Annotated in this window: 14 protein-coding genes; 10 read left to right on the top strand and 4 right to left on the bottom strand. The window is 66.5% G+C overall.

The window, feature by feature from the left end; genetic code table 11:
- Positions 1–25: 25 nt before the first annotated feature.
- Positions 26–2,875 (top strand): FAD-binding and (Fe-S)-binding domain-containing protein, encoded by a 2,850-nt coding sequence (locus HGB39_RS27030; protein WP_064080729.1) that lies wholly within the window; start codon positions 26–28, stop codon positions 2,873–2,875.
- Positions 2,876–3,016: 141 nt separating this feature from the next.
- On the opposite strand, the gene HGB39_RS27025 is transcribed toward HGB39_RS27030, so the two are convergent.
- Positions 3,017–4,441, bottom strand: a complete 1,425-nt coding sequence (locus HGB39_RS27025) for an amino acid permease (protein WP_005253123.1) — start codon at positions 4,439–4,441, stop codon at positions 3,017–3,019.
- A 296-nt stretch (positions 4,442–4,737) separates the two neighbouring features.
- Here HGB39_RS27025 and HGB39_RS27020 point away from each other — a divergent pair, with 296 nt between their 5' ends.
- Entirely contained in the window at positions 4,738–5,868 is a 1,131-nt protein-coding gene (locus HGB39_RS27020) for a PucR family transcriptional regulator (protein ID WP_043792437.1), read from the top strand.
- A gap of 29 nt (positions 5,869–5,897) precedes the next feature.
- On the opposite strand, the gene HGB39_RS27015 is transcribed toward HGB39_RS27020, so the two are convergent.
- Complete coding sequence (locus HGB39_RS27015) at positions 5,898–6,815, bottom strand: LysR family transcriptional regulator (RefSeq protein ID WP_043792434.1); 918 nt, start codon at positions 6,813–6,815, stop codon at positions 5,898–5,900.
- A 170-nt stretch (positions 6,816–6,985) separates the two neighbouring features.
- Here HGB39_RS27015 and hglS point away from each other — a divergent pair, with 170 nt between their 5' ends.
- The 6 genes from hglS to HGB39_RS26985 all read left to right on the top strand — a co-directional run bounded on the left by hglS (position 6,986) and on the right by HGB39_RS26985 (position 17,449).
- Positions 6,986–8,434 carry a 2-oxoadipate dioxygenase/decarboxylase gene (gene hglS, locus HGB39_RS27010; RefSeq protein WP_005571352.1) on the top strand — a complete coding sequence of 483 codons (1,449 nt, stop codon included), beginning with the start codon at positions 6,986–6,988 and terminating at the stop codon, positions 8,432–8,434.
- Positions 8,435–9,991 (top strand): L-piperidine-6-carboxylate dehydrogenase, encoded by a 1,557-nt coding sequence (gene amaB, locus HGB39_RS27005; RefSeq protein ID WP_005571351.1) that lies wholly within the window; start codon positions 8,435–8,437, stop codon positions 9,989–9,991.
- 35 nt (positions 9,992–10,026) lie between these two features.
- A complete protein-coding gene (locus HGB39_RS27000; RefSeq protein WP_005571349.1) occupies positions 10,027–11,175 on the top strand; it encodes a Glu/Leu/Phe/Val family dehydrogenase in 1,149 nt (382 codons plus the stop codon).
- Between the two features lie 157 nt (positions 11,176–11,332).
- A complete protein-coding gene (locus HGB39_RS26995) occupies positions 11,333–12,499 on the top strand; it encodes an NAD(P)/FAD-dependent oxidoreductase (protein WP_005571347.1) in 1,167 nt (388 codons plus the stop codon).
- 58 nt (positions 12,500–12,557) lie between these two features.
- Positions 12,558–14,783, top strand: coding sequence for a thiamine pyrophosphate-dependent enzyme (locus tag HGB39_RS26990; RefSeq protein ID WP_064080037.1), 2,226 nt, complete (start codon positions 12,558–12,560; stop codon positions 14,781–14,783).
- Between the two features lie 128 nt (positions 14,784–14,911).
- On the top strand, positions 14,912–17,449 hold the full coding sequence (locus HGB39_RS26985) for an excinuclease ABC subunit UvrA (protein WP_005571778.1): 2,538 nt from the start codon (positions 14,912–14,914) through the stop codon (positions 17,447–17,449).
- Between the two features lie 50 nt (positions 17,450–17,499).
- Here HGB39_RS26985 and HGB39_RS26980 read toward each other — a convergent pair whose 3' ends face one another.
- A complete protein-coding gene (locus HGB39_RS26980) occupies positions 17,500–17,958 on the bottom strand; it encodes a hypothetical protein (RefSeq protein ID WP_005571776.1) in 459 nt (152 codons plus the stop codon).
- Positions 17,959–18,368: 410 nt separating this feature from the next.
- On the opposite strand from HGB39_RS26980, the gene HGB39_RS39960 reads away from it, so the two are divergent.
- Both HGB39_RS39960 and HGB39_RS26970 read left to right on the top strand, forming a co-directional pair.
- A complete protein-coding gene (locus HGB39_RS39960; protein WP_312029814.1) occupies positions 18,369–18,524 on the top strand; it encodes a hypothetical protein in 156 nt (51 codons plus the stop codon).
- A 159-nt stretch (positions 18,525–18,683) separates the two neighbouring features.
- Positions 18,684–19,010, top strand: a complete 327-nt coding sequence (locus HGB39_RS26970; protein WP_005571774.1) for an ANTAR domain-containing protein — start codon at positions 18,684–18,686, stop codon at positions 19,008–19,010.
- Between the two features lie 104 nt (positions 19,011–19,114).
- Here HGB39_RS26970 and HGB39_RS26965 read toward each other — a convergent pair whose 3' ends face one another.
- On the bottom strand, positions 19,115–20,797 hold the full coding sequence (locus HGB39_RS26965) for a nitrite/sulfite reductase (protein WP_064080036.1): 1,683 nt from the start codon (positions 20,795–20,797) through the stop codon (positions 19,115–19,117).
- Positions 20,798–20,802: the final 5 nt, after the last annotated feature.

The raw sequence follows: 20,802 nt of genomic DNA, 5'->3' as shown, positions 1-20,802 counted from the left end.
TTCGTAGCATGCTAGAGGTTGTAGCATGCTACGAATGATCTCCGCTGAATCACTGGCCGCTGAGCTGCGCAGTTCGGGAGTGAGCGATGTTCTCTCCGACGGCACCACCCGCGCTGCCTACTCGTCCGATGCGTCCCTGTACCGGGTGCGGCCACTGGTCGTCGCGCGGCCACGCCATGCCGACGAGGTCGCTGCCGCCCTCGAGGTGTGCCGCCGAGAGGGCGTGCCGCTGACCTCGCGAGGTGGCGGCACGTCCGTTGCCGGTAACGCTGTCGGGACGGGACTGATTCTCGACTTCAGCCGACACATGAACCGGGTGCTCTCGATCGACAGGGACGCACAGACCGCCACCGTCGAGCCGGGGACGATTCAGACGGTGCTGCAGCAGGCCGTTGCACCGCACGGCCTGCGATTCGGGCCCGACCCGTCGACGTTCACCCGCTGCACCATCGGCGGCATGATCGGAAACAATGCCTGCGGTTCACGCACGCTCGGATACGGCCGGACCTCGGACAATGTGACGGGTTTGCACGTGCTGACCGGAACCGGGGAGTCGTTGCACCTGGGTTCGGCCGGCGAGGTGACGGCTTCCCCGGCACTGAGTGCATTGCAGCAGGTCACCCGCGCCGGTTTGGCGACCATTCGTACCGAACTCGGGCAATTCGGCCGTCAGGTGTCCGGATACGCCCTCGAACACCTCCTGCCGGAGAATCGGTTCGACGTGACCCGCATGCTGGTCGGCACGGAGGGCACCCTCGCGGTGGCAACTCGTGCGACAGTCCGCTTGGTGTCCGAGCCCGCCCACCGTGTCCTGGTCGTGCTGGGATACGCCGACATCGCGTCGGCGGGCGACGCGACCCCGCTGGTGCTGAAGTTCGATCCGACCGCCTGCGAGGGTATCGATTCCCGGATCGTCGAGGTCGTGCGTGAGCGCCGCGGCCCGGACGCGGTTCCGCCGTTGCCCACCGGGGCGGCCTGGTTGTTCGTCGAGGTCGTCGGCGACGACCTGGACGAGACGATCGCCAGGGCCCAGCAGGTCGGACGCGACTGCGGAGCCGTGGACAGCCTCGTGGTCACCGACGCGGGCCGTACCGCCCAGCTGTGGCGGATCCGCGCCGATGGTGCCGGACTCGCCGGCCGCAGTCCCGCCGGCCTGCCCGCACACGCGGGCTGGGAGGACGCGGCAGTACCGCCGGCCATGCTCGGCGACTACCTACGCGACTTCGACGCCCTGATGGACGAATTCCACGTCACCGGCCTGCCGTACGGGCACTTCGGTGACGGATGTCTGCACGTGCGCATAGATTGGCCGCTGGACAAGCCCGGCGGCAGCGGCATCTTCCGCGACTTCCTGGTCTCGGCGAGCACACTCGTCGCCGGCTACGGCGGATCCCTGTCCGGGGAGCACGGGGACGGTCGCGCCCGCAGCGAACTCTTACCGCTGATGTACTCACCGGACGCAATGAATCTCTTCGCTGCCGTCAAGCACGTCTTCGACCCAGACAACATCCTCAACCCCGGTGTCGTGGTCGACCCCCGTCCGGTCGACGCGGACCTGCGCATCCCCGCAGCCCCACTCCTGCGCCGCAACCTGGCCCTGGCCTACCACCACGACGACGGCGACTTCACCCAGGCGGTGCACCGCTGCACCGGCGTCGGAAAATGCCGGGCCGACAACACCGCCACCGGGGGAGTGATGTGCCCGTCGTATCAGGCGACCCGGGAGGAGAAGGACTCCACCCGCGGCCGCGCGCGCGTGCTGCAGGAGATGATCAACGGCACCGGCATCGAGGGTGGCTGGCGATCACCCGAAGTTCACGACGCCCTCGACCTGTGTCTGTCCTGCAAGGGGTGCTCCTCGGACTGCCCGACCGGTGTCGACATGGCCGCGTTCAAATCCGAAGTGCTGCACCAGAGCTACAAGGGCCGCGTCCGGCCCGCCTCGCACTACTCGCTGGGGTGGCTCCCGCGCTGGGCGAAGATCGCCAGCCGCGCGCCCGGTCTGGTCAACGCCACGATGCGCGTTCCCGGCATCGGACCGCTGGCGTTGTCGTCGGCCGGGGTGGACAAGCGCCGCACCATCCCACCGTTCGCGAAGCAGACGTTCCGGTCCTGGTTCAAGACCACGGAAAACGACCGTGCCACTACCGGTGACCCGGTATTGCTGTTCGTGGATTCGTTCACCAACTACTTCACCCCCGAAGTCGGGCACGCCACGGTGCAGGTGCTCGAGGCCGCCGGTTACCGGCCGCAACTGACCGACAAGCAGCAGTGCTGCGGGCTCACCTGGATCTCCACCGGGCAGCTCACCGCGGCGAAGAAGATCCTCGGCCGCACCGTGGACGCACTGTCCGGTAGTGCCGCGGCCGGAATTCCGATCGTCGGAATGGAGCCGTCCTGCACGGGTGTGTTGCGCTCGGACGCCGCGGAACTGCTGGGTACGTCGGCGGCAGAACCGGTCGCCGAGGCAACTCGCACCCTCGCGGAACTGTTGACGGACCGAGGGTGGGAACCGCCGTCTCTCCAAGGCAAGTCCGTTGTCGCGCAGCCGCACTGCCATCATCATTCGGTGATGGGGTGGAGTCCGGACGCGCAGCTTCTCGAGAAGGCCGGTGCGCAGGTTCAGCGACTGGGCGGATGCTGCGGGTTGGCCGGCAACTTCGGCGTGGAGAAGGGGCATTACGAGGTGTCGGTGGCTGTCGCCGAACAGCAATTGCTGCCCGCCGTGGTGGGGGCCGATGCGGACACGACGATCCTGGCCGACGGCTACTCCTGCCGGACCCAGTTGTCGGATCTGACCGATCGTCGCGGTGACCACTTGGCGCAGTTGCTCGCCGCTCAGCTCGACGCCGATGCTGTGCGTCGACGGGACTGACCATCGGTGGTCCCTCGGATCGGAAACGTCGAGAGGGGTGCTCCAGCACACCATGTGCGGGAGCACCCCTCTCGGGCGTGCACACAAACAAAGGGGGTGACGGCGGGAGACCGTGGGTCTCACTCGCCGCCACCCCGGGTGCTACTTCGAGGCGGGCCTGGTGATCGGCCCAGGAGCGGGAACGGAGATGTTGTCCGCGAGCGGACGCTGGGGGTTGATGCGACGGCGAAGCCGGTAGGCGATCAACGTCGCGACAAGGGCTCCGACGCTCAGGGAGATCTGCGAGCGCGACGATTCGACGTAGAACATCGACACCAGCACGGCGAGGATGCCGCCGGCGGCGAGGATGGACAGGTAGGGGAACAGCCACATCTTCAGGCGGAGTCGGGCGACTTCTTCTCGGGTCATCAGGCCGCGCAGTTTGATCTGCGACATCGCGATCATCAGGTAGACCATCAGGATGGTGGCGCCGGAGGCGTTGAGCAGGAAGGCGAAGACGGTTTCGGGGGAGAGGTAGTCGAGGCCGATGCAGGCGAAGCCGACGAGGGTCGCAAGGAGCAGCGAGTTGCGGGGAACGCCGTGCTTGTCCAGCTTTGCGATGCTCTGTGGCGCATCGCCTTTGTGCGCGAGGGTGAAGAGCATCCGCGAGGAGGTGTAGAGGCCGGAGTTCAGGCAGGAGAGTACGGCGACGAGCACCACAGCGTTCATGATGTCGGGTCCGCCGGGGATGCCCATGTGGGTGAGGGCGTCGACGAACGGCGACTGGCCGACCTTGACGTCGGTCCAGGGCACGATGATGGCGAGCAGCAGCACGGAGCCGATGTAGAAGAACCCGATGCGGGCGATCACGGAATTGGTGGCCTTGGCGACGGCCTTCTCCGGTTCGGCGGATTCGGCTGCGGCGATGGTGGCGATTTCGGGGCCGACCATGGAGAAGACGGCGACGACGACGCCGGAGAGTATGACGGTCCAACCGTTGGGGGTGAAGCCGCCGTGATCGGTGAGGTTGGAGAAGTCAGCGGAATGGCTGGGCCACAGCCCGAAGACGTAGGCGGCACCGAGGCCGAGGAACAGCAGGATCGCGGCGACCTTGATACCTGCGAACCAGTACTCGAACTCGCCGAAGTTGCGGACCGAGCGGAGGTTCGTGGCGACCATGGCCAGCAACAGGACGACCGCCATCACCCAGGAGGGCAGGTCGATCCAGCGTTGCAGCAATTTGCCGCCGATGACGGCTTCGGCGCCGACCGCGACGACCCAGAAGAACCAGTACAGCCAGCCGGTGGTGAAGCCTGCCCACCCCCCGAAGGCCTTGCGTGCATAGCCGGCGAACGATCCGGTCGACGGGTTGGTGGTGGCCATTTCGCCGAGCATGCGCATCACGAGGACGATGACGACACCGGTGATCGCGTAGGACACGAATGCTGCGGGCCCGGAGGTGTGCAGCAGGGCGCTCGATCCCACGAAGAGGCCTGCGCCGATGACACCTCCGATCGCGATCATGGTGAGGTGTCGTTGTTTCAGAGACTTCTGCAACGTCTCGGGCGGTTGTTCGAGAGTGGACATCAAACGCTCCAAAGGTCGAGTCGGACACGAGATCGAAAGCGCGAGCTGTGCCCCGGTGGTCGCAGGCGCGATCGGACGCCGAGATACCGTGACGGGCCGAGGACGGAAATGCCGTCCAGGGCCCAGCCAGATGGCGGACTTCCGTTCGTGTGTGATCAACGTAACGGCCGATCACGTAGCATGCTAGGGACAGGTGTCAGAACTTTCCGCCCCGACAGTCAGACACTTGTATGGCCGACTCGGAATGATCGCCATAGTTATCGTTCACGAAATACGCTGTTCACGGAGATGGTGGAGTGAATCTCGATGAAGTGGTCACCGAGGTGGCCGAACGCCTGTCGTCATCGGTGGTCCTGGTCGACCGGGCCTTTTCGCTGATCGCCTACAGCACCCAGTCGCCGGACGTCGACAAAGATCGGGTGCAGTCGATCCTCGCCCGCAGTTGCCCGCCGGAGGCGCGTGCGTGGTACGAAAGTTTCGGGATTGCGGATACCACGCGCCCAGTAATTACGCCAGAGAATCCAGACATCGAGGCGTCGTCGCGGATCTGCCTTCCGGCCCGCTACGCAGGCACGGCGTACGGATATCTGTTCGTCCTTCCGGATGAGAACGGCGCCGTGTCCGACGGCGATCTCACCGCCGCGATGTCCCTGGCCGGGCAGGCGGGCGCACAACTCGCACACACCTCCCGGGGCCGGGACGATATGGCGGTCGCCGTCGCAGACCTCCTCGAGGGTGACCGAAAGGCTTTCGCCCGTGCGATTACTCGCATCGAAGACTCCGGACTCTTCCCGGACGGCAGTGCGTTGACCGTGCTGGCCGTCGACGGTCTCCTGCCCGCCCCCGGCACCCGCACCCTGCTGGCACCGATCGGATCGCTGACCGCGGTCATGGTTCCCGCCGGCGACGGCGCCGTCGACCCCGTTCGGTCCATTGCCGAGAGCGGCGCGGGTGCCGGCGCTCTGGTCGGTGTGGGGGGTTCGTATCAGGGGTTGCGATCTGCGCGCCGAAGCTGGCAGCAGGCCAAACTCGGCGTCCGGGTCGCCCGGCACGACGAATCGATGGGACCGATCGCCTATTGGGAAGAACTCGGCATCTACCGGCTGTCCTCCTGCGGACCCACCAGCGTCCTCGCCGATGCAGTCCTCACCCCGTCCGTGCGGGCCCTGCTCGACCACCGCAACATCGACCTGCTCGTCACCGCGCGGACCTACCTGGACCAGGCGGGTGACACCGGCGCCACGGCCGGTGTACTCGGCATTCACCGCCAGACCCTGTACTACCGCCTCGCGAAGATCGAGGAAATCACCGGCCTCGATCTTTCGGTGGGTGCGCAGCGCCTCGAGTTGCATGTCGGCCTCACCCTCGGGCGCTTCATCTTCGAGCATCTCGGCACCGAAGAGGGGCGCAACGGCGAGCAGGCCTGACTGCTGTTTCTCCGATCAGGCGATCAGATCTACTCGGTCGCCGCCGGGTCGACCGCGGCGCGCACGATGTCGGTGACGGCCCGCACCGTAGGCCTGGTCTCCGAGCCGGCGAGGCGTATGAGGACGATTCGCCGACCGATCTCCTGCTCCAGGTCGACGCGGATGATCGGCACCGAACTGTTGAGCCTGATCATCATGTCGGTGACCGGCGCCGCCCCCAACCCCTTTCCGGCCAGCGCCAGAGACACGGCGGTGTCGACGATTTCGTGCCGCACGATCGGCTCGAAACCCTCCTGGCGGCAGGCGATACGAACAGCGCGACCGAACTGGGTTTCCGCGGGCGGCAGGATCCAGTTCCACTCCGCGGCCTCGCGCAGATCGATGGTGCCTTCGGTGCGGATGCCGTAGGCACCGGAGGAGACGGCGAGTCCGAATCGCTCGCTGCGCAGGGTGATCATCTCGATATCCGGTGTGCGGGGCATCGGTGAATTGGGGTAGTCCAGCCCGAAGGCGACGTCGACCTGACCGCGTTGGACCGCGGTGGCGGCCTCGTCGACGTCGAGTTCACGGCTGCTCAGGGCGAGATGCGGGTACTTGCGCTGCGCTGCGGCCACCACCGGTGGCAACAACGCCGCAGCGGTACTGCCGAAGGTGCCGAGAAGAAGAGGCGCAGCGACGTCGTCGTGCACCGCGCGAAGCGCGTCGAGGGCCCGCTGCTCCGCGCTCAAGATCTTCACCGCGTGCTCGGCCAGAACGGTCCCGGAATCGGTGAGCACGACGTTGCGACCCACCTTGGTGACGAGCCGGGAGCCGACGGCTTTCTCCAAGGCTGCGATCTGCTGTGATACGGCGCCCGCGGTGTACCCGAGTTCCTCGGCGACCGCGACCATCGTTCCACGCCGGGCCAGCTCTCGGAGTGCCACGAGGTGCGCCAAGCTCATATTCATATAGAGATTCTAAACGGTGGTGGCAAACTTTCTTCGCTGGTGCTATTCATTTCCGCGGACCACGATGAACGTGCGGAACGAAACGTCGGACACGTCGGAGCTCTTCGTAGCCGGCCGGCGACCACGATCGCGATCTCACCCGATCCTCATCGACCCTGGAGTTGCACGCCATGCCGATCACCCAGCAGTGGGAACTGCGCGCCGAGTTCGCTCGCCGTCTCTCGCATCTGTACGGGAAGGAAGTTCCCGCATACACCACGTTGCTCGAGGTATCGCAGGCCGTCAACGACACCGTGCTGTCGGATCTCGGTGCGGGCGCAGAACGTCTGGGTTCCATCGCCCGGGTCACCGCCGAACGTCACGGGGCCATCCGAGTGGGCACCCCGCAGGAGATGGCCCAGGTCGCCCGCGTGTTCGCGGCTATGGGCATGTACCCGGTCGGGTTCTACGACCTGCGCGAGGCCGCTGCCAGTTCGGTTCCGGTCGTCTCGACGGCTTTCCGTCCGACGGACCCGGACGAACTGGCGCGCAACCCCTTCCGGGTGTTCACCTCCATGCTGGTGCCCTCGGATCGCCGCTTCTTCAGCGCCGATCTGCAGCAACGCCTGGAAAGCTTCCTCGCCAAGCGCAGGCTGTTCACCACCGAACTGCTGGTCCTCGCCGACCGGGCGACCGAGTACCGGGGGCTGAATTCCGGTGACGCCGAGATGTTCCTGACGTTGGCCACCGCGGCATTCAAGCTGTCCACCGAGGCCGTCGACCGCGCCTGGTACCGCGAACTCGAGCAGGTCTCCTCGGTGGCCGCCGATATCGGTGGCGTCACCAGCACACACATCAACCACCTGACCCCTCGCGTGCTCGACATCGACGATCTCTACGCCCGCATGGAGCGTCGCCGGATCGACATGATCGACACGATCCAGGGTCCGCCGCGGTGGGCCGGTCCGGATCTGCTGCTGCGGCAGACCTCGTTCCGGGCTCTCGCCGAACCGCGGGTGTTCCGCGAACCCGACGGCAGCGTCGAGAAGGGTTCACTGCGGGTGCGTTTCGGTGAGGTGGAGGCCCGCGGTATCGCCGCCACCGTCCGCGGCCGCGAGGTCTACGACCGATTGACCGTCGAGGTCGAGCAGGCGGTCCGAGAGGCGGCCGCGACCGCTCCGGTGTCGGCCGAGGTACGCAACGAGATCGCCGCCGAGCTGTGGAACCAGCAGGTGCCCGCCACCGAGCAGGGGCTTGCCCTGCACGATCTGGCGTACTTCACCTACCGGGTCGACACCGACAAGCAGCGCAACGGCACGGTGCCCGGGCGATCACTCCAGGATCTGATCGATCAGGGCTGGGTCCGCCCGGAGCCGATCGTCTACGAGGATTTCCTGCCGAGATCCGCGGCCGGGATCTTCCAGTCCAACCTGACCTCGGACGGACACAAGGACACCACACAGTCGACGACCGATATCGACGCCGCCTGGATGGAAGGAGTTCTGGGCCGCCCACTGCACGACCCGTACACGCTCTACGACGGGATCCGCCGCGCATCCCTCGATCACGTTGCCAACCAATTGGAAATTTGCGGACCCATCGAAGAACCGGCACCCATCGCTACCCAAGGAGTCAAGTAAATGAGCACCGCTGTCGCCGAGACCATCGCCCTGCCCACCACCGACGAACTGCGCACGCTCGCACGCACCAGCCTGCAGCGATGTGGGGTCGACCCGGCCGTACTCGACACCGCTGGGGTCGAGAACACCATCACCACCCGCACCCCGGTCACGGGGGAGCGCCTGTTCGACTATCCCGCCGCCGGCGCCGCCGACGTCGAGGCCGCGATCGATGCCGCCCACGAGGCGTTTCTGCAGTGGCGCACCGTTCCCGGCCCGGTCCGCGGATTCCTGATCAAACGCCTCGGTGAACTGCTCACCGAGCACAAGGAAGACGTCGCCAACCTGATCAGCATCGAGGTCGGCAAGATCCGCTCGGAGGCCCTTGGCGAGGTCCAGGAGATGATCGACATCTGCGACTTCGCGGTCGGTCTGTCCCGGCAGCTCGACGGCCGCACCATGCCCTCGGAGCGTCCCGGACACCGACTGATGGAGACCTGGCACCCGCTCGGTGTCGTCGGTGTCGTCTCGGCGTTCAACTTCCCGGCCGCGGTGTGGTCCTGGAACCTGGCTCTTGCCATCGTCTGCGGGGATTCGGTGGTCTGGAAGCCGGCTCAGTTGACCACCCTCACCGCCGCCGCATGCTCGGCGCTGTTCGACCGTGCCGCAGAAGAATCCGGCGCCCCGGCCAACCTGAATGTCCTCGTCTCGGCGAGTGCCGCCGACACCCAGGCCCTGATCGACAGCCCGAAGGTGCCGTTGATCAGCGCCACCGGTTCCGAGCGGATGGGTGAGCAGATCGCTCCCCGCGTCGCCGCCCGCTTCGGCCGCGCCATCCTCGAGCTCGGCGGAAACAACGCTGCGATCGTCACACCGTCGGCGGACCTCGACATCGCTACCCGCGGAATCGTTTTCGCCGCTGCCGGAACCGCCGGCCAGCGCTGCACCTCGATGCGCCGCATCATCGTCCACCAGGACATCGCCGACGCGCTGATCGACCGGATCTCCCAGGTCTACGGCCGCCTCCCGATCGGTGACCCGTTCGCCGACGGCACCCTCGTGGGCCCGCTGATCGACGGCAAGTCCCACGCCAACATGACCGCGGCCCTCGACAAGGCGGTCGCGCAAGGCGGCGAGATCCTCGTCGGCGGAAAACGCCGCCCGAGCAGCGAAGACTCGTACTACGTCGAGCCGGCGATCGTGCGGATGCCGGCCCAGAGCGAGATCGTCAAGGACGAAACCTTCGCCCCGATCCTCTACGTGCTGACCTACAACACGTTCGAGGAGGCGATCGCCCTGCACAACGACGTCCCGCAGGGCCTGTCGTCGTCGATCTTCACCACCGACCAGCGTGAGGCCGAGCGGTTCATCGCCGCCGACGGTTCGGACTGCGGCATCGTCAACGTCAACATCGGCACATCCGGCGCCGAGATCGGCGGCGCATTCGGCGGCGAGAAGACCACCGGCGGCGGCCGCGAATCCGGCTCGGACGCTTGGCGCGCCTACATGCGCCGGGCAACCAACACCATCAACTACTCCCGCGAGCTGCCCCTGGCTCAGGGCGTCAACTTCGGCTGACATCCCCCTTTCGAATCGCACGAGGAGCAACGACGATGTTCGAATTGATCGACGAATGGGGCCCGGAGAAGGTCGTGTGTGTCTCCGACGCACGCACCGGCATGCGCGGCGTTCTGGTCATCGACAACACCGCCCGCGGAATGGGCAAGGGCGGCACCCGCATGTCCACCACGGTCAGTGTCGGCGAGGTCGCCAGGCTGGCCCGCAACATGACCTGGAAATGGGCGGGGGTCGACCTCTTCTACGGCGGCGCCAAAGCCGGCATCTGGGCCGACCCGACTGCCTCCTCCAAGGAAGCGGTGCTGCGTGCCTTCGTCCGGGCACTGCGCAACGAGGTCCCCGACGAGTACGTCTTCGGGCTCGACGTGGGATTGACCGAGAAGGACGCCGCGATCATGCTCGACGAGGTCGACGGTCGCGGCGGCGCGGTGGGCACCCCTCACGCGCTCGGCGGGCTCCCGTACGACCAGCTCGGGGTCACCGGCCACGGTGTCGCGGAGTCGGCGGACGCCGCCGCGCAGACCCTCGGCCTGTCCACCGGTTCGCTGAGCGTGTCCATCCAGGGCTTCGGAGCGGTCGGAGCGGCGAGCGCGAAGCGCCTCGCCGAACTCGGGGCCACCGTCGTCGCTGTGTCCACCTCGCAGGGTGGCCTCCACAACCCGGACGGGCTCGACGTCGCCACCTTGCTCGACCTGCGTGATCAGTACGGTGACGGTCTCGTCGACCAGTACTCCGACGCGAAGCCTCTCGCTGCCGGGGAAGAACTCTCGGTGACCGCGGACGTCCTGATCCCGGCAGCGTTGCAGGACGTCATCGACGTCGATCTCGCCCGGACGTTGCCGGCCAAGATCGTTGTCGAAGGCGCGAACCTGCCGAGCAACCCCGAAGCACAGTCGGTGCTGTTCGACCGCGGCGTGACCGTGGTTCCGGATTTCATCGCCAACGCCGGCGGCGTGGTTGCCGCAGCCGTGGCGATGGACGCCCGCTACTCCGGAATCCGTCCGGAACCGGCTGCCGTGTTCGACAACATCTCGAACAAGCTGCGCGCCAGCACCATCGACACCCTCGATGCGTCGAAGGTGCAGGGGCGGACCACCCACGAGGTAGCCCGCACCACCGCCCAGGAGCGCGTGCGCGAAGCCATGGTGCTCCGCGGTCGTGCCCCGCACACCGCCGCGTTCTAGAAGGTTCGACACCAACCACGCGCAACTGTGTGACCCACTCCGGTCAGCGGGCGCGCCCCATTCATTCAGGCAAATGCATCGACCTGGTCGTTCGTCGGGTGTCCCCGAAACCGGTAGGGCATTACATCACTACTCTCGAAGGAAAGAAGAGGACGACATGAGCAAGGAACTCCCCGAACAGGCGTCCGTCGTCGTGATCGGCGGCGGCGTCATCGGCGCCAGCATTGCGTTCCACCTCGCCGAATCGGGGGTCTCCGATGTTGTCCTCCTGGAAAAGGACGAGTTGGCCTGCGGGTCGACGTGCAAGGCCGCCGGCGGTGTTCGCGCCTCCTTCAGCAACGAAGCCAACATCGCGATCGGTCTGCGCGGCCTCGACGTGTATTCGCGATTCGCGCAGGAGTACCACCAGGAGATCGACTTCAGCCGCGACGGCTACCTCTATCTCCTCTCGGACCAGGCCAACGTCGACATCTTCACCGAAAGCGTCGCACTGCAGAACCGCCACGGCGTTCCGAGCCGCATGGTCACCCCCGAAGAAGCACAGAAGATCTCGCCGCTCATCAGCACAGACGGACTCCTCGCCGCCTCCTGGTCACCCCAGGACGGCAAGGCCACCCCAGAATCGGTCGTGATGGGATACGCCGCCGCTGCCCGTCGACACGGCGCCCGCATCGTCCGCCACTGCGCGGTCACCGACATCGAGAGCACCGGCGGCACCATTACCGCAGTCGTGACCGAACACGGACGCATCGAGACCGACACCGTGGTCTGCGCCGCCGGAGCCTGGTCGGCCGGCATCGGCAACATGCTCGGGGTGAACATCCCCGTCGTTCCCGTCCGCCGACAGATCGCCTTCACCGAGCCGCTGTCCGAGTTGCCCGCATCCTCGCCGTCGCTGACCATCGACTTCCCGTCGAACTTCTACTTCCACCCGGAAGGTAAAGGCCTGCTTCTGGGCTGGTCCGACCCGAACGAGCGCGAAGGGTTCAACCTCAAGTTCGAACTCGAGGACTGGCTGATGGGACTGGGCGCCATCGCCGAGACCCGGGTGCCGGCCGTACTGGACTACGGCATCAGCACCGGTTGGGCCGGCCTCTACGAGGTCACCCCCGACCGCAACCAGATCATCGACCGCTCCACCGAGGTCGAGGGCCTGCTCATCGCCACCGGCTACTCCGGCCACGGCTTCCTGATGGGACCGGCGACCGGCGAGATCGTGCGCGACCTCTACCACAGCAAAGAGCCCGGATACGACATCAGCTCGTTCACCCTGGACCGTTTCGCGCAGGCCGGTATCGGCGCAGGCGAGACAAACATCGTCTGACCCCACCCGTTGCACCGCCCAGCAGACGACGATCACCTGCCCCTCAGGAGCCGGACTCATGGCCGAACAGATCGATGATCACTTCACCACCACCGTCGCCGCGATGGCCGATACGACACGTCCGGGAGCGAGCGATCACGACCAGCCCGTCGAGACAGCGTCGAGCCTGTTCGTGCAGCAAACCCTGGACCTGTTCGATTCTCAATTGGGCAGTCGGCACCTGGATCTGGTTGCCCGACGGCTTCGCGCGAAGGGCAAGGGCTTCTACACGATCGGCTCGTCCGGGCACGAAGGCAACGCCGTCGTCGCGGGAGCCCTCCGACCCACCGACCCGGCGCTGCTGCACTACCGTTCCGGTGCGTTCTTCCTCCAACGCGCCCGGCAGGTCCGGGGCAGCAACCCGCTGCGCGATGTGCTTCTCGGCGTCGTCGCCGCCACCGAGGAACCGATGTCCGGCGGCCGGCACAAGGTGTTCGGCCGCCACGACCTCAATATCATTCCCCAGACCTCGACGATCGCATCTCACCTGCCCCGCGCGGTCGGCGTCGCCTTCTCCATCGCCCGCGCCGCCAAACTGAACGTGCTCTCCGCGTGGCCCGAGGACGCGATCGCGGTATGCAGTTTCGGCGACGCCTCGGCGAATCACTCGACCGCGATCGGCGCGATCAACACCGCCATCCACTCGGCCTTCCAGGGACTTCCGCTTCCGCTGTTGTTCGTCTGCGAAGACAACGGGATCGGCATCAGCACCAGGACGCCGAAGGGGTGGATCTCCGCGAACTTCGGCAACCGTGAGGGTCTCGAGTACTTCACGGTCGATGGATCCGACCTCCCGATGGCCTACGCCACCGCGAAGCATGCCGCCGACTGGGTTCGCAGGCACCGCAAGCCGGCGTTCCTGCACCTGCGCACCGTGCGGTTGATGGGCCACGCCGGCTCCGACTTCGAAGCCGCCTATCGCACCACGACCGAGATCACCGCAGACTTCGACCGGGATCCGGTGCTGTGCACGGCGAAGCTGCTGATCGAGCGAGGGAACCTGAGCCCCAACGACGTCCTCGCGCTCTACGACGACAAGCGCGCCGAGGTGTCCACGCTCGCAGAGGAAGTCAGCGAGCTGCCGCAACTCGACAGTCCTGCCGCAGTGATGCGGCCACTGACCGAGGGACTCGACGAGGCGATGGCGGCCGAACCACGACGGACCTACCCGGCCCGCCGAGCCCTGATCGTCGGCAGCCCAATGCCCGAACACGAGGGCCTACTGACTCTCGCCCTCTCGATCAACCGCGCCCTGCTCGATGTTCTCATCGAGTACCCCGAGGCGCTGGTGTTCGGTGAGGACGTGGCCCGCAAGGGCGGGGTCTACGGGGTGACGCGGGGTCTGATGAAGAAGGCGGGGTCGGCGCGCGTGTTCGACACGCTTCTCGACGAGCAGGCGATCCTGGGACTGGCGCTGGGCGCGGGGGTGTCCGGGTTGTTGCCGATCCCGGAGATCCAGTACCTGGCGTATCTGCACAATGCCGCCGATCAGATCCGCGGGGAGGGTGCGACGTTGCAGTTCTTCTCCGACCGTCAGTATCGCAATCCGATGGTGGTGCGGGTCGCGGGATACGGGTATCAGAAGGGGTTCGGCGGTCATTTCCACAACGACAATGCCGTCGCCGCATTGCGTGACATCCCCGGTATCGTCGTGGCGTCGCCGGCGCGCCCCGACGACGCCGCGGCCATGATGCACACGTGCGCGGCGGCCGCGCGGACCGCGGGGGCGGTGTGTGTGTATCTGGAACCGATTGCGCTGTATCACACCCGGGATCTGTACGAGGACGGTGACGAGCAGTGGCTGGCCGCGTATCCGGATCCGGTGAAGCGGGCCGAGAATCACGTGCCGATCGGCTCCGCCCGCACGTACGGTGACGGCACCGACCTGACGATCGTCACGTTCGGCAACGGGGTGTACATGAGTCTGCGGGTCGCGCGCCGGCTCGAGAAGGCACACATCGCCGCGCGTGTGGTGGACATGCGGTGGCTCGCACCGCTACCCGTGCACGACATCCTCGGAGAGGCGAACGCCACCGGACGGGTGCTCGTCGTCGACGAAACCCGATCTTCCGGGGGCGTCGCGGAGGGAGTCGTCACCGCCCTGATCGACGAAGGTTTCACCGGCCGTCTCGCGCGAGTAGCCAGTGAGGACAGTTTCATCCCGCTCGGCGATGCCGCCCTCGGGGTCCTGCTCTCCGAAGACACCATCGAGGCCGCGGCGATCAAGTTGGCACAGGTGAGCTGATGGCATTGGTCGGGCCGGAATCCGGGGCGGACTCTCGCCGAAAGAACGTCGCCAGTACACATGGTTCCACCCCTCGAGTAAGACTGGGACGTAACCTGTCCGAGCACGAACCGACACCGGGAGCAGTTGTGCCCACCTTCGATCCCGCACCGCAGGCTGCAGCGCCACGTGCCCAGGACCTCAACGGCATCGCAGTGTTCGACGCCAGCGAACACAACCTCGCCCACGTCGATGTGGTCATTCCCCGGGACTGCATCGTCGCGTTCACCGGAGTCTCGGGATCGGGCAAGTCGTCGTTGGCCTTCGGCACCATTTACGCCGAAGCGCAACGGCGGTTCCTCGAGTCCGTCACCCCGTACGCACGCAGGCTGATGGATCAGATCGGAGCGCCCAGGGTTGGGGACATCACCGGGCTTCCACCAGCGGTTGCCTTGCAGCAGGCCCGCGGTCACACCTCCGCCCGATCGTCGGTCGGCACCCTCACCCACATCTCGAACGTGTTGCGGATGCTGTTCTCCCGAGTCGGTACCTACCCGCCGGGTGCCCCCGTCCTCGACTCGAACGCGTTCTCGCCCAACACACCCGAAGGCGGATGCCCAGCCTGCCACGGACTCGGACGCACCCACGACGTCGATATCGATGCCCTGGTGCCGGACCCGAGCCGAAGTATCCGCGGCGGTGCCGTCGCCGCATGGCCCGGCGCCTGGCTGGGCAAGAACTACCGCGACATCCTCGACACACTCGGTATCGACGTGGACCGCCCCTGGTCCGAGCTCCCGGAAGACCAGCGTGAGTGGATCCTCACGACCGAGGAACAACCCACGGTCACGGTGTCACCCGTGCGCGACCCGGGCAAGATGGTGCGCGACTACCAGGGAACGTTCTCGAGCGCCCGCACCTACGTTCTGCACACCTACGCGACGACGAAGAGCGCAACCCAGCGGGCGAAGGTCGCCCGATATCTGGTGTCCCGGCCCTGCAGTGCCTGCAACGGCAAACGGCTGCGCCCCGAGGCGCTGGCCGTCCGGTTCGCCGGCCTCGACATAGCCGACGCCACGGAACTGTCACTGGCCGATCTGGCCTCGGTCCTCGACGCCGTCGTCGTATCCCGCGATTCCGCCGCAAGCGACGCAACCGAACGAGCATCCGCGGCGCTGGTAGACAACCTTCGCGGCCGCCTCGCGGGTCTGACGGAGCTCGGGCTGGGATACCTGAGTCTCGCCCGTTCGACCACCACCCTCTCGCCGGGCGAACTTCAGCGCCTGCGGCTGGCCACCCAGCTGCAATCAGGTCTGTTCGGAGTGCTGTACGTCCTCGACGAACCGTCCGCAGGCCTGCATCCCGCCGACACCGAGGCACTGGTCACCGCCGTGCGGCGGCTACGCGCGGCAGGAAACTCCGTCTTCGTCATCGAACACAACCTCGACGTCGTCCGCGCGGCAGATTGGATCGTCGACGTCGGTCCCGGAGCCGGGGAGCACGGCGGGCGGGTACTCTACAGCGGTGAGGTGGACGGTCTCGCGCACGTCCCCGAATCCATAACTCGCCGATACCTTTTCGGAACCGCCGAGAGTTACCCCGAGCCCGGACCGCCGAGCAGGTGGATCGAACTCGCCGGCATCACGATGCACAACCTGCGGGATCTGACCGTGCGAATCCCGCTCGGGGTGCTCACCGCGGTCACGGGTGTGTCCGGATCGGGCAAATCCACACTCGTGAGCCGGGTTCTCACCGACGTCGTCGCCCAACACCTCGGCGTCGACAGCGAACCCGGCGCCGACACCGGGGGAGACGACGCCGACGACTCCACGGTCGTACTGACCGAGGAGCGCGAGAAGAACGCCGAGCCGACGGTCGTGGCCGCCCACGGGCTCGGACACATCAACCGGCTGGTGCGCGTGGACCAGACCCCGATCGGGCGGACCCCGCGCTCGAATCTTGCGACCTACACCGGCCTCTTCGATGTGATCCGGAAACTCTTCGCCGCACACCCCGTTGCCCGTGAACGCGGATACAGTCCGGGCCGATTCTCATTCAATGTCAGTGGCGGCCGTTGCGAGGAATGCGAGGGAGCCGGTTCGATCACCATCGGCATGCTGTTTCTGCCCGAGGCCTCCGCACCGTGCCCGGCCTGCGCGGGCGCACGGTACAACGCGGAGACCCTCGAGGTCCTCGTCGACGGCCGGACGATCGCCGACGTCCTCGCGATGACGGTCGACGACGCCCGTGCTTTCCTGAGTCACGTCCCGGCGGCGGCGAAAAGCCTTGACATGCTCGTCGAAGTCGGTCTCGGATATCTGCGGCTCGGCCAATCCGCCACCACCCTGTCCGGCGGGGAGGCGCAACGCGTCAAACTCGCCAGCGAACTGCAGCGCCTCCGATCCGGGCACACGCTCTACGTACTCGACGAACCGACCACCGGATTGCACCCTGCCGACGTCGATCGCCTCATGGTGGTGTTGCGACGGCTCGTCGCGGCGGGAAATACCGTCGTACTCGTCGAACACGACATGCCGGTCATTGCCGCGGCGGACTGGATGATCGATCTCGGGCCCGGCGGGGGAGACAACGGCGGCCGGATCATCGCCTCGGGACCACCGACGGTCGTTGCCGAGACGGCCGGCTCCGCCACCGCCGCTTATCTCGCTCGGCATCTCGCCGTGTGAGGGTGCGCATGTGAGCGACGAAGTCGGTATCCGGTTCGTGTGCTACCGGTTCAGTGGGCGTGGATTCCGTAGACGGTGACGACGAAGCTGTGTCCCTTGGCGGTGCAGGTGACGTCTCCCATGAACCCTGCGAGACAGGTGGTTCCCCCGTGGGTGATCGTTTTCTGGTACAAGCTCTGGCTGGTGGCGACCTCGGAGATGTCGGGGTTGCCGCCGGGCAGGGTGAACGGGGTGCCGGGCGGGTAGGTGGGGTGAGCGGGAAGCCAGGGAAGGTCGATGACGACGTACTGGACGGGTCCCAGCCACGGCAGTCCGAACTCGCCGAGGATCGGGAAGTCCATCGGCAATGGTTGTGGCAGATCGCATCCCACGCTGTCGTCGGGTGCGATCGAGCAGTTGAAGTTCCCCACACGGAAGTAGACGGGGGTGGGGGAGTCTGCCTGTGCGGGTGTTGCGAACGCGAGGAGAGCGGCTGCTGTAGCCGTGGACAGGCTGGTGGCTCGCTTCACTGAACGTTTCATACGAGGCATATACGCTGGGAACGGTGTGGGTTAGCTGGGCGTGGCATCGGATGCTCGAGAACTGACCCTGAGGAGCGAGAACGTCATGGCGACGGCAGGCGAGCAGACGGACGGACCGGACGGTACGGCCGAGCGAGTTGCCCTGTGGCGGGCGATGCACGTACAGGTCGACGCGCCGCCACACGTGCTCGTCGACGAGATCGGCCTGCAGCTCGCGTCTCCGGGCGACGGCTGGCGGGCTCGCCCGGACATGGACCCGGCCGGCACCAGTGGGTTTCGGGCGGCCCATTGTCGCGCGTGCTCGTTTCGACGACGCCGATCGCCCCGGATTCCGGGCGTCCGAGAGCGGTGCGCGGGCGGCCAGAACACCGTTCGTCAGTTTCTACACCCCGCCGGAAATGCTGACCCTGGCCCGCGAGGCCGGCTTCGACGGCGCGCAGCATGTGGCGGGAACTTCACTCGCCGAGCGCTACTTCGCCGATCGATCCGACGGCCTGCGCCCGTCGAGTGGAGAAGACCTGTTGGTGGCCCTACCTGAGAGCTTTGTCATGTGACGGCACAGCTGGACATCCGTCTAGATGACAGGCGCGGCGCCGTGGGCTACAACTGTTGAGGCATCGACAGTGACGTGACTCACATTTTGCGTCCGGACTGGATCGTCGGCACACCGGCGGGTCGGCGGTCGATGCACGAGAGCGAAGGAGCATCGCGGAATGATCGAGGACAGCACCGAACTACTGACTCCGACTCCCGGCCCGACACGCCTGATCCCTCGTAGGCGTCCCGACGGACGTGAACTTCTCGGCACGGCGAAGGGAATCCTGATCGCCGGTCGCGGCTGCAGTGACGCCCAGGCTTTCGACGAACTCCTCGACGTCGCCCGGCGTCATCATCTGACCGTCCTCGGCGCTGCCCGGAGCCTGGTAGACCTCGCCGCCGGACCCTCGCCCCGTCTGCGCTCGCCCGAAGCCGCCCGATTCGAAGAGTGGGAGCAGTTGGTCAACCAGCTTCCTCCCCGCCGACACGCGCAGGCGAGTTGACGCGACCCCTCACCGACGCCGGCAAGTAGCGGACCTCGACTGACGGGCGCTCCGGGAGGTCTGGTCTCAGCCGCGATTACGTGGTGGCCGGCGGTGCCAGCCGATCATGCGAGATCGGCTTCGGTGGCGCGTTGGACCCAGGCCGCGAATTTCTCGGAGCCCTCGCGGTCGACCACGTACCGTCGAACGATCCGCTCGACGTAGTCGGGCACCTCGGTGGCTGGAAGCTTGTGGCCGCGCAATTTGCGCCCGAAGCTCGTATCCAGCCCGAGGCCGCCGCCGAGATGAACCTGGAATCCCTCGACCTGGTTGGAATCGTCATCGGTCACGATCATGCCCTTGAGGCCGATGTCGGCGACCTGGATGCGGGCGCACGAGTTGGGGCATCCATTGAGGTGCACTGTGATCGGGTGCTCGAGCTGATCCTGGACGTCGGCCAATCGCTTCTCGACGTCTGTGATGAGTGCGGCGGCTCGCGCCTTGGTCTCGACGATCCCGAACTTGCAGAATTCGATGCCCGTGCAGGCCATGGTGCTCCGTCGCCACGGTGACGGGCTCGACGGGAACCCGAGAGCGTCGAGACTCGATCGAAGTGAGCCGACCTGTTCGTCGGGCACATCGAGGATGACGAGTTTCTGCATCGGGGTGATGCGGACCCGCCGGGATCCGGATGCTTCCGCTGCTCGTGCCAAGTCGGTCAGCACGGTGCCTCCGACCCTGCCCACGACGGGTGCGATCCCGACGGCGTTGAGACCGTTCTTCTGACGCTGGATACCGACGTGATCGCGGGGTTCGTCGAGCGGTTCGGGTGCTGGTCCATCGAGCATCGCGCGTCCGAGGTATTCCTTTTCGAGCACGTTGCGGAACTTCTCGACACCCCAGTCCGAGACGAGGAACTTCAGGCGCGCCTTCGCCCGCAGTCGCCGATACCCGTAGTCGCGGAAGAGGGAGACAATTCCGATCCACACGTCGGGCACGTCTTCCAGTGGTACCCATGCGCCGAGGCGCTCGCCGATCCGCGGATTCGTCGACAGGCCGCCGCCGACCCAGACATCCAGTCCCGGGCCATGAACCGGATGGTCGACACCGATGAACGCCACATCGTTGATCTCGTGGACCACGTCTTGGAGGCCGGAGATGGCGGTTTTGAACTTGCGCGGCAGGTTGGAGTACTCGGGGTTTGCGATCAATCGGCGGGTGATCTCGCGCAGAGCGGGTGTGGCGTCGAGAACCTCGTCGACGGCGATGCCGGCCATCGGCGAGCCGAGGACCACGCGCGGGGTGTCGCCTGCGGATTCGGCGGTCGTGAGGCCTACCCCTTCGAGTCGCCGCCAGATTTCGGGTAGGTCCTCGACCCTGATCCAGTGCAGCTGAATGTTCTGGCGGTCGGTGAGATCCGCGGTGTCGCGGGCGAACAGTCGGGAGACTTCACCGACGACGCGCAACTGTTCAGTGGTCAGTGCCCCTCCGTCGATGCGGATGCGGAGCATGAAGTGCTCGTCCTCGAGCTCTTCCGGCGGCAACGTGGCGGTTCGGCCGCCCTCGATGCCAGGTGCGCGCTGGGTGTAGAGCCCCCACCAGCGGAATCGGCTTCGCCGATCGGTCGGGTCGATGCCGGCGACGCCGGTACGGCAGTACACCTCTTCGATTCTCTTGCGCACGTTGAGGCCGTCGTCGTCCTGTTTGACCTGCTCGTTCACATTGAGTGGCTCACGGTCGCCCTGTGCCCATTGCCCCTCCGTGCGCGGGGTCTTCGCCTGCGCAGGGCGGGTCTTCGGTGTTGTCATCGGTG

It is taken from the genome of Rhodococcus opacus, from assembly GCF_012396235.1.
Classification (GTDB): domain Bacteria; phylum Actinomycetota; class Actinomycetes; order Mycobacteriales; family Mycobacteriaceae; genus Rhodococcus_F; species Rhodococcus_F opacus.
The sequence above is the reverse complement of the archived record's forward strand: the minus strand, read 5'-3'. Positions and strand labels throughout refer to the sequence as shown.

Bases quoted from the DNA above. Each gene is read 5' to 3' on its own strand.
- amaB (WP_005571351.1), top strand. From the start codon at position 8,435: ATGAGCACCGCTGTCGCCGAGACCATCGCCCTGCCCACCACCGACGAA.
- HGB39_RS27000 (WP_005571349.1), top strand. From the start codon at position 10,027: ATGTTCGAATTGATCGACGAATGGGGCCCGGAGAAGGTCGTGTGTGTC.
- HGB39_RS27030 (WP_064080729.1), top strand. From the start codon at position 26: ATGCTACGAATGATCTCCGCTGAATCACTGGCCGCTGAGCTGCGCAGT.
- hglS (WP_005571352.1), top strand. From the start codon at position 6,986: ATGCCGATCACCCAGCAGTGGGAACTGCGCGCCGAGTTCGCTCGCCGT.
- HGB39_RS26965 (WP_064080036.1), bottom strand. From the start codon at position 20,797: ATGACAACACCGAAGACCCGCCCTGCGCAGGCGAAGACCCCGCGCACG.
- HGB39_RS26995 (WP_005571347.1), top strand. From the start codon at position 11,333: ATGAGCAAGGAACTCCCCGAACAGGCGTCCGTCGTCGTGATCGGCGGC.
- HGB39_RS26970 (WP_005571774.1), top strand. From the start codon at position 18,684: ATGATCGAGGACAGCACCGAACTACTGACTCCGACTCCCGGCCCGACA.
- HGB39_RS27025 (WP_005253123.1), bottom strand. From the start codon at position 4,441: ATGTCCACTCTCGAACAACCGCCCGAGACGTTGCAGAAGTCTCTGAAA.
- HGB39_RS26990 (WP_064080037.1), top strand. From the start codon at position 12,558: ATGGCCGAACAGATCGATGATCACTTCACCACCACCGTCGCCGCGATG.
- HGB39_RS27015 (WP_043792434.1), bottom strand. From the start codon at position 6,815: ATGAATATGAGCTTGGCGCACCTCGTGGCACTCCGAGAGCTGGCCCGG.
- HGB39_RS39960 (WP_312029814.1), top strand. From the start codon at position 18,369: ATGCTGACCCTGGCCCGCGAGGCCGGCTTCGACGGCGCGCAGCATGTG.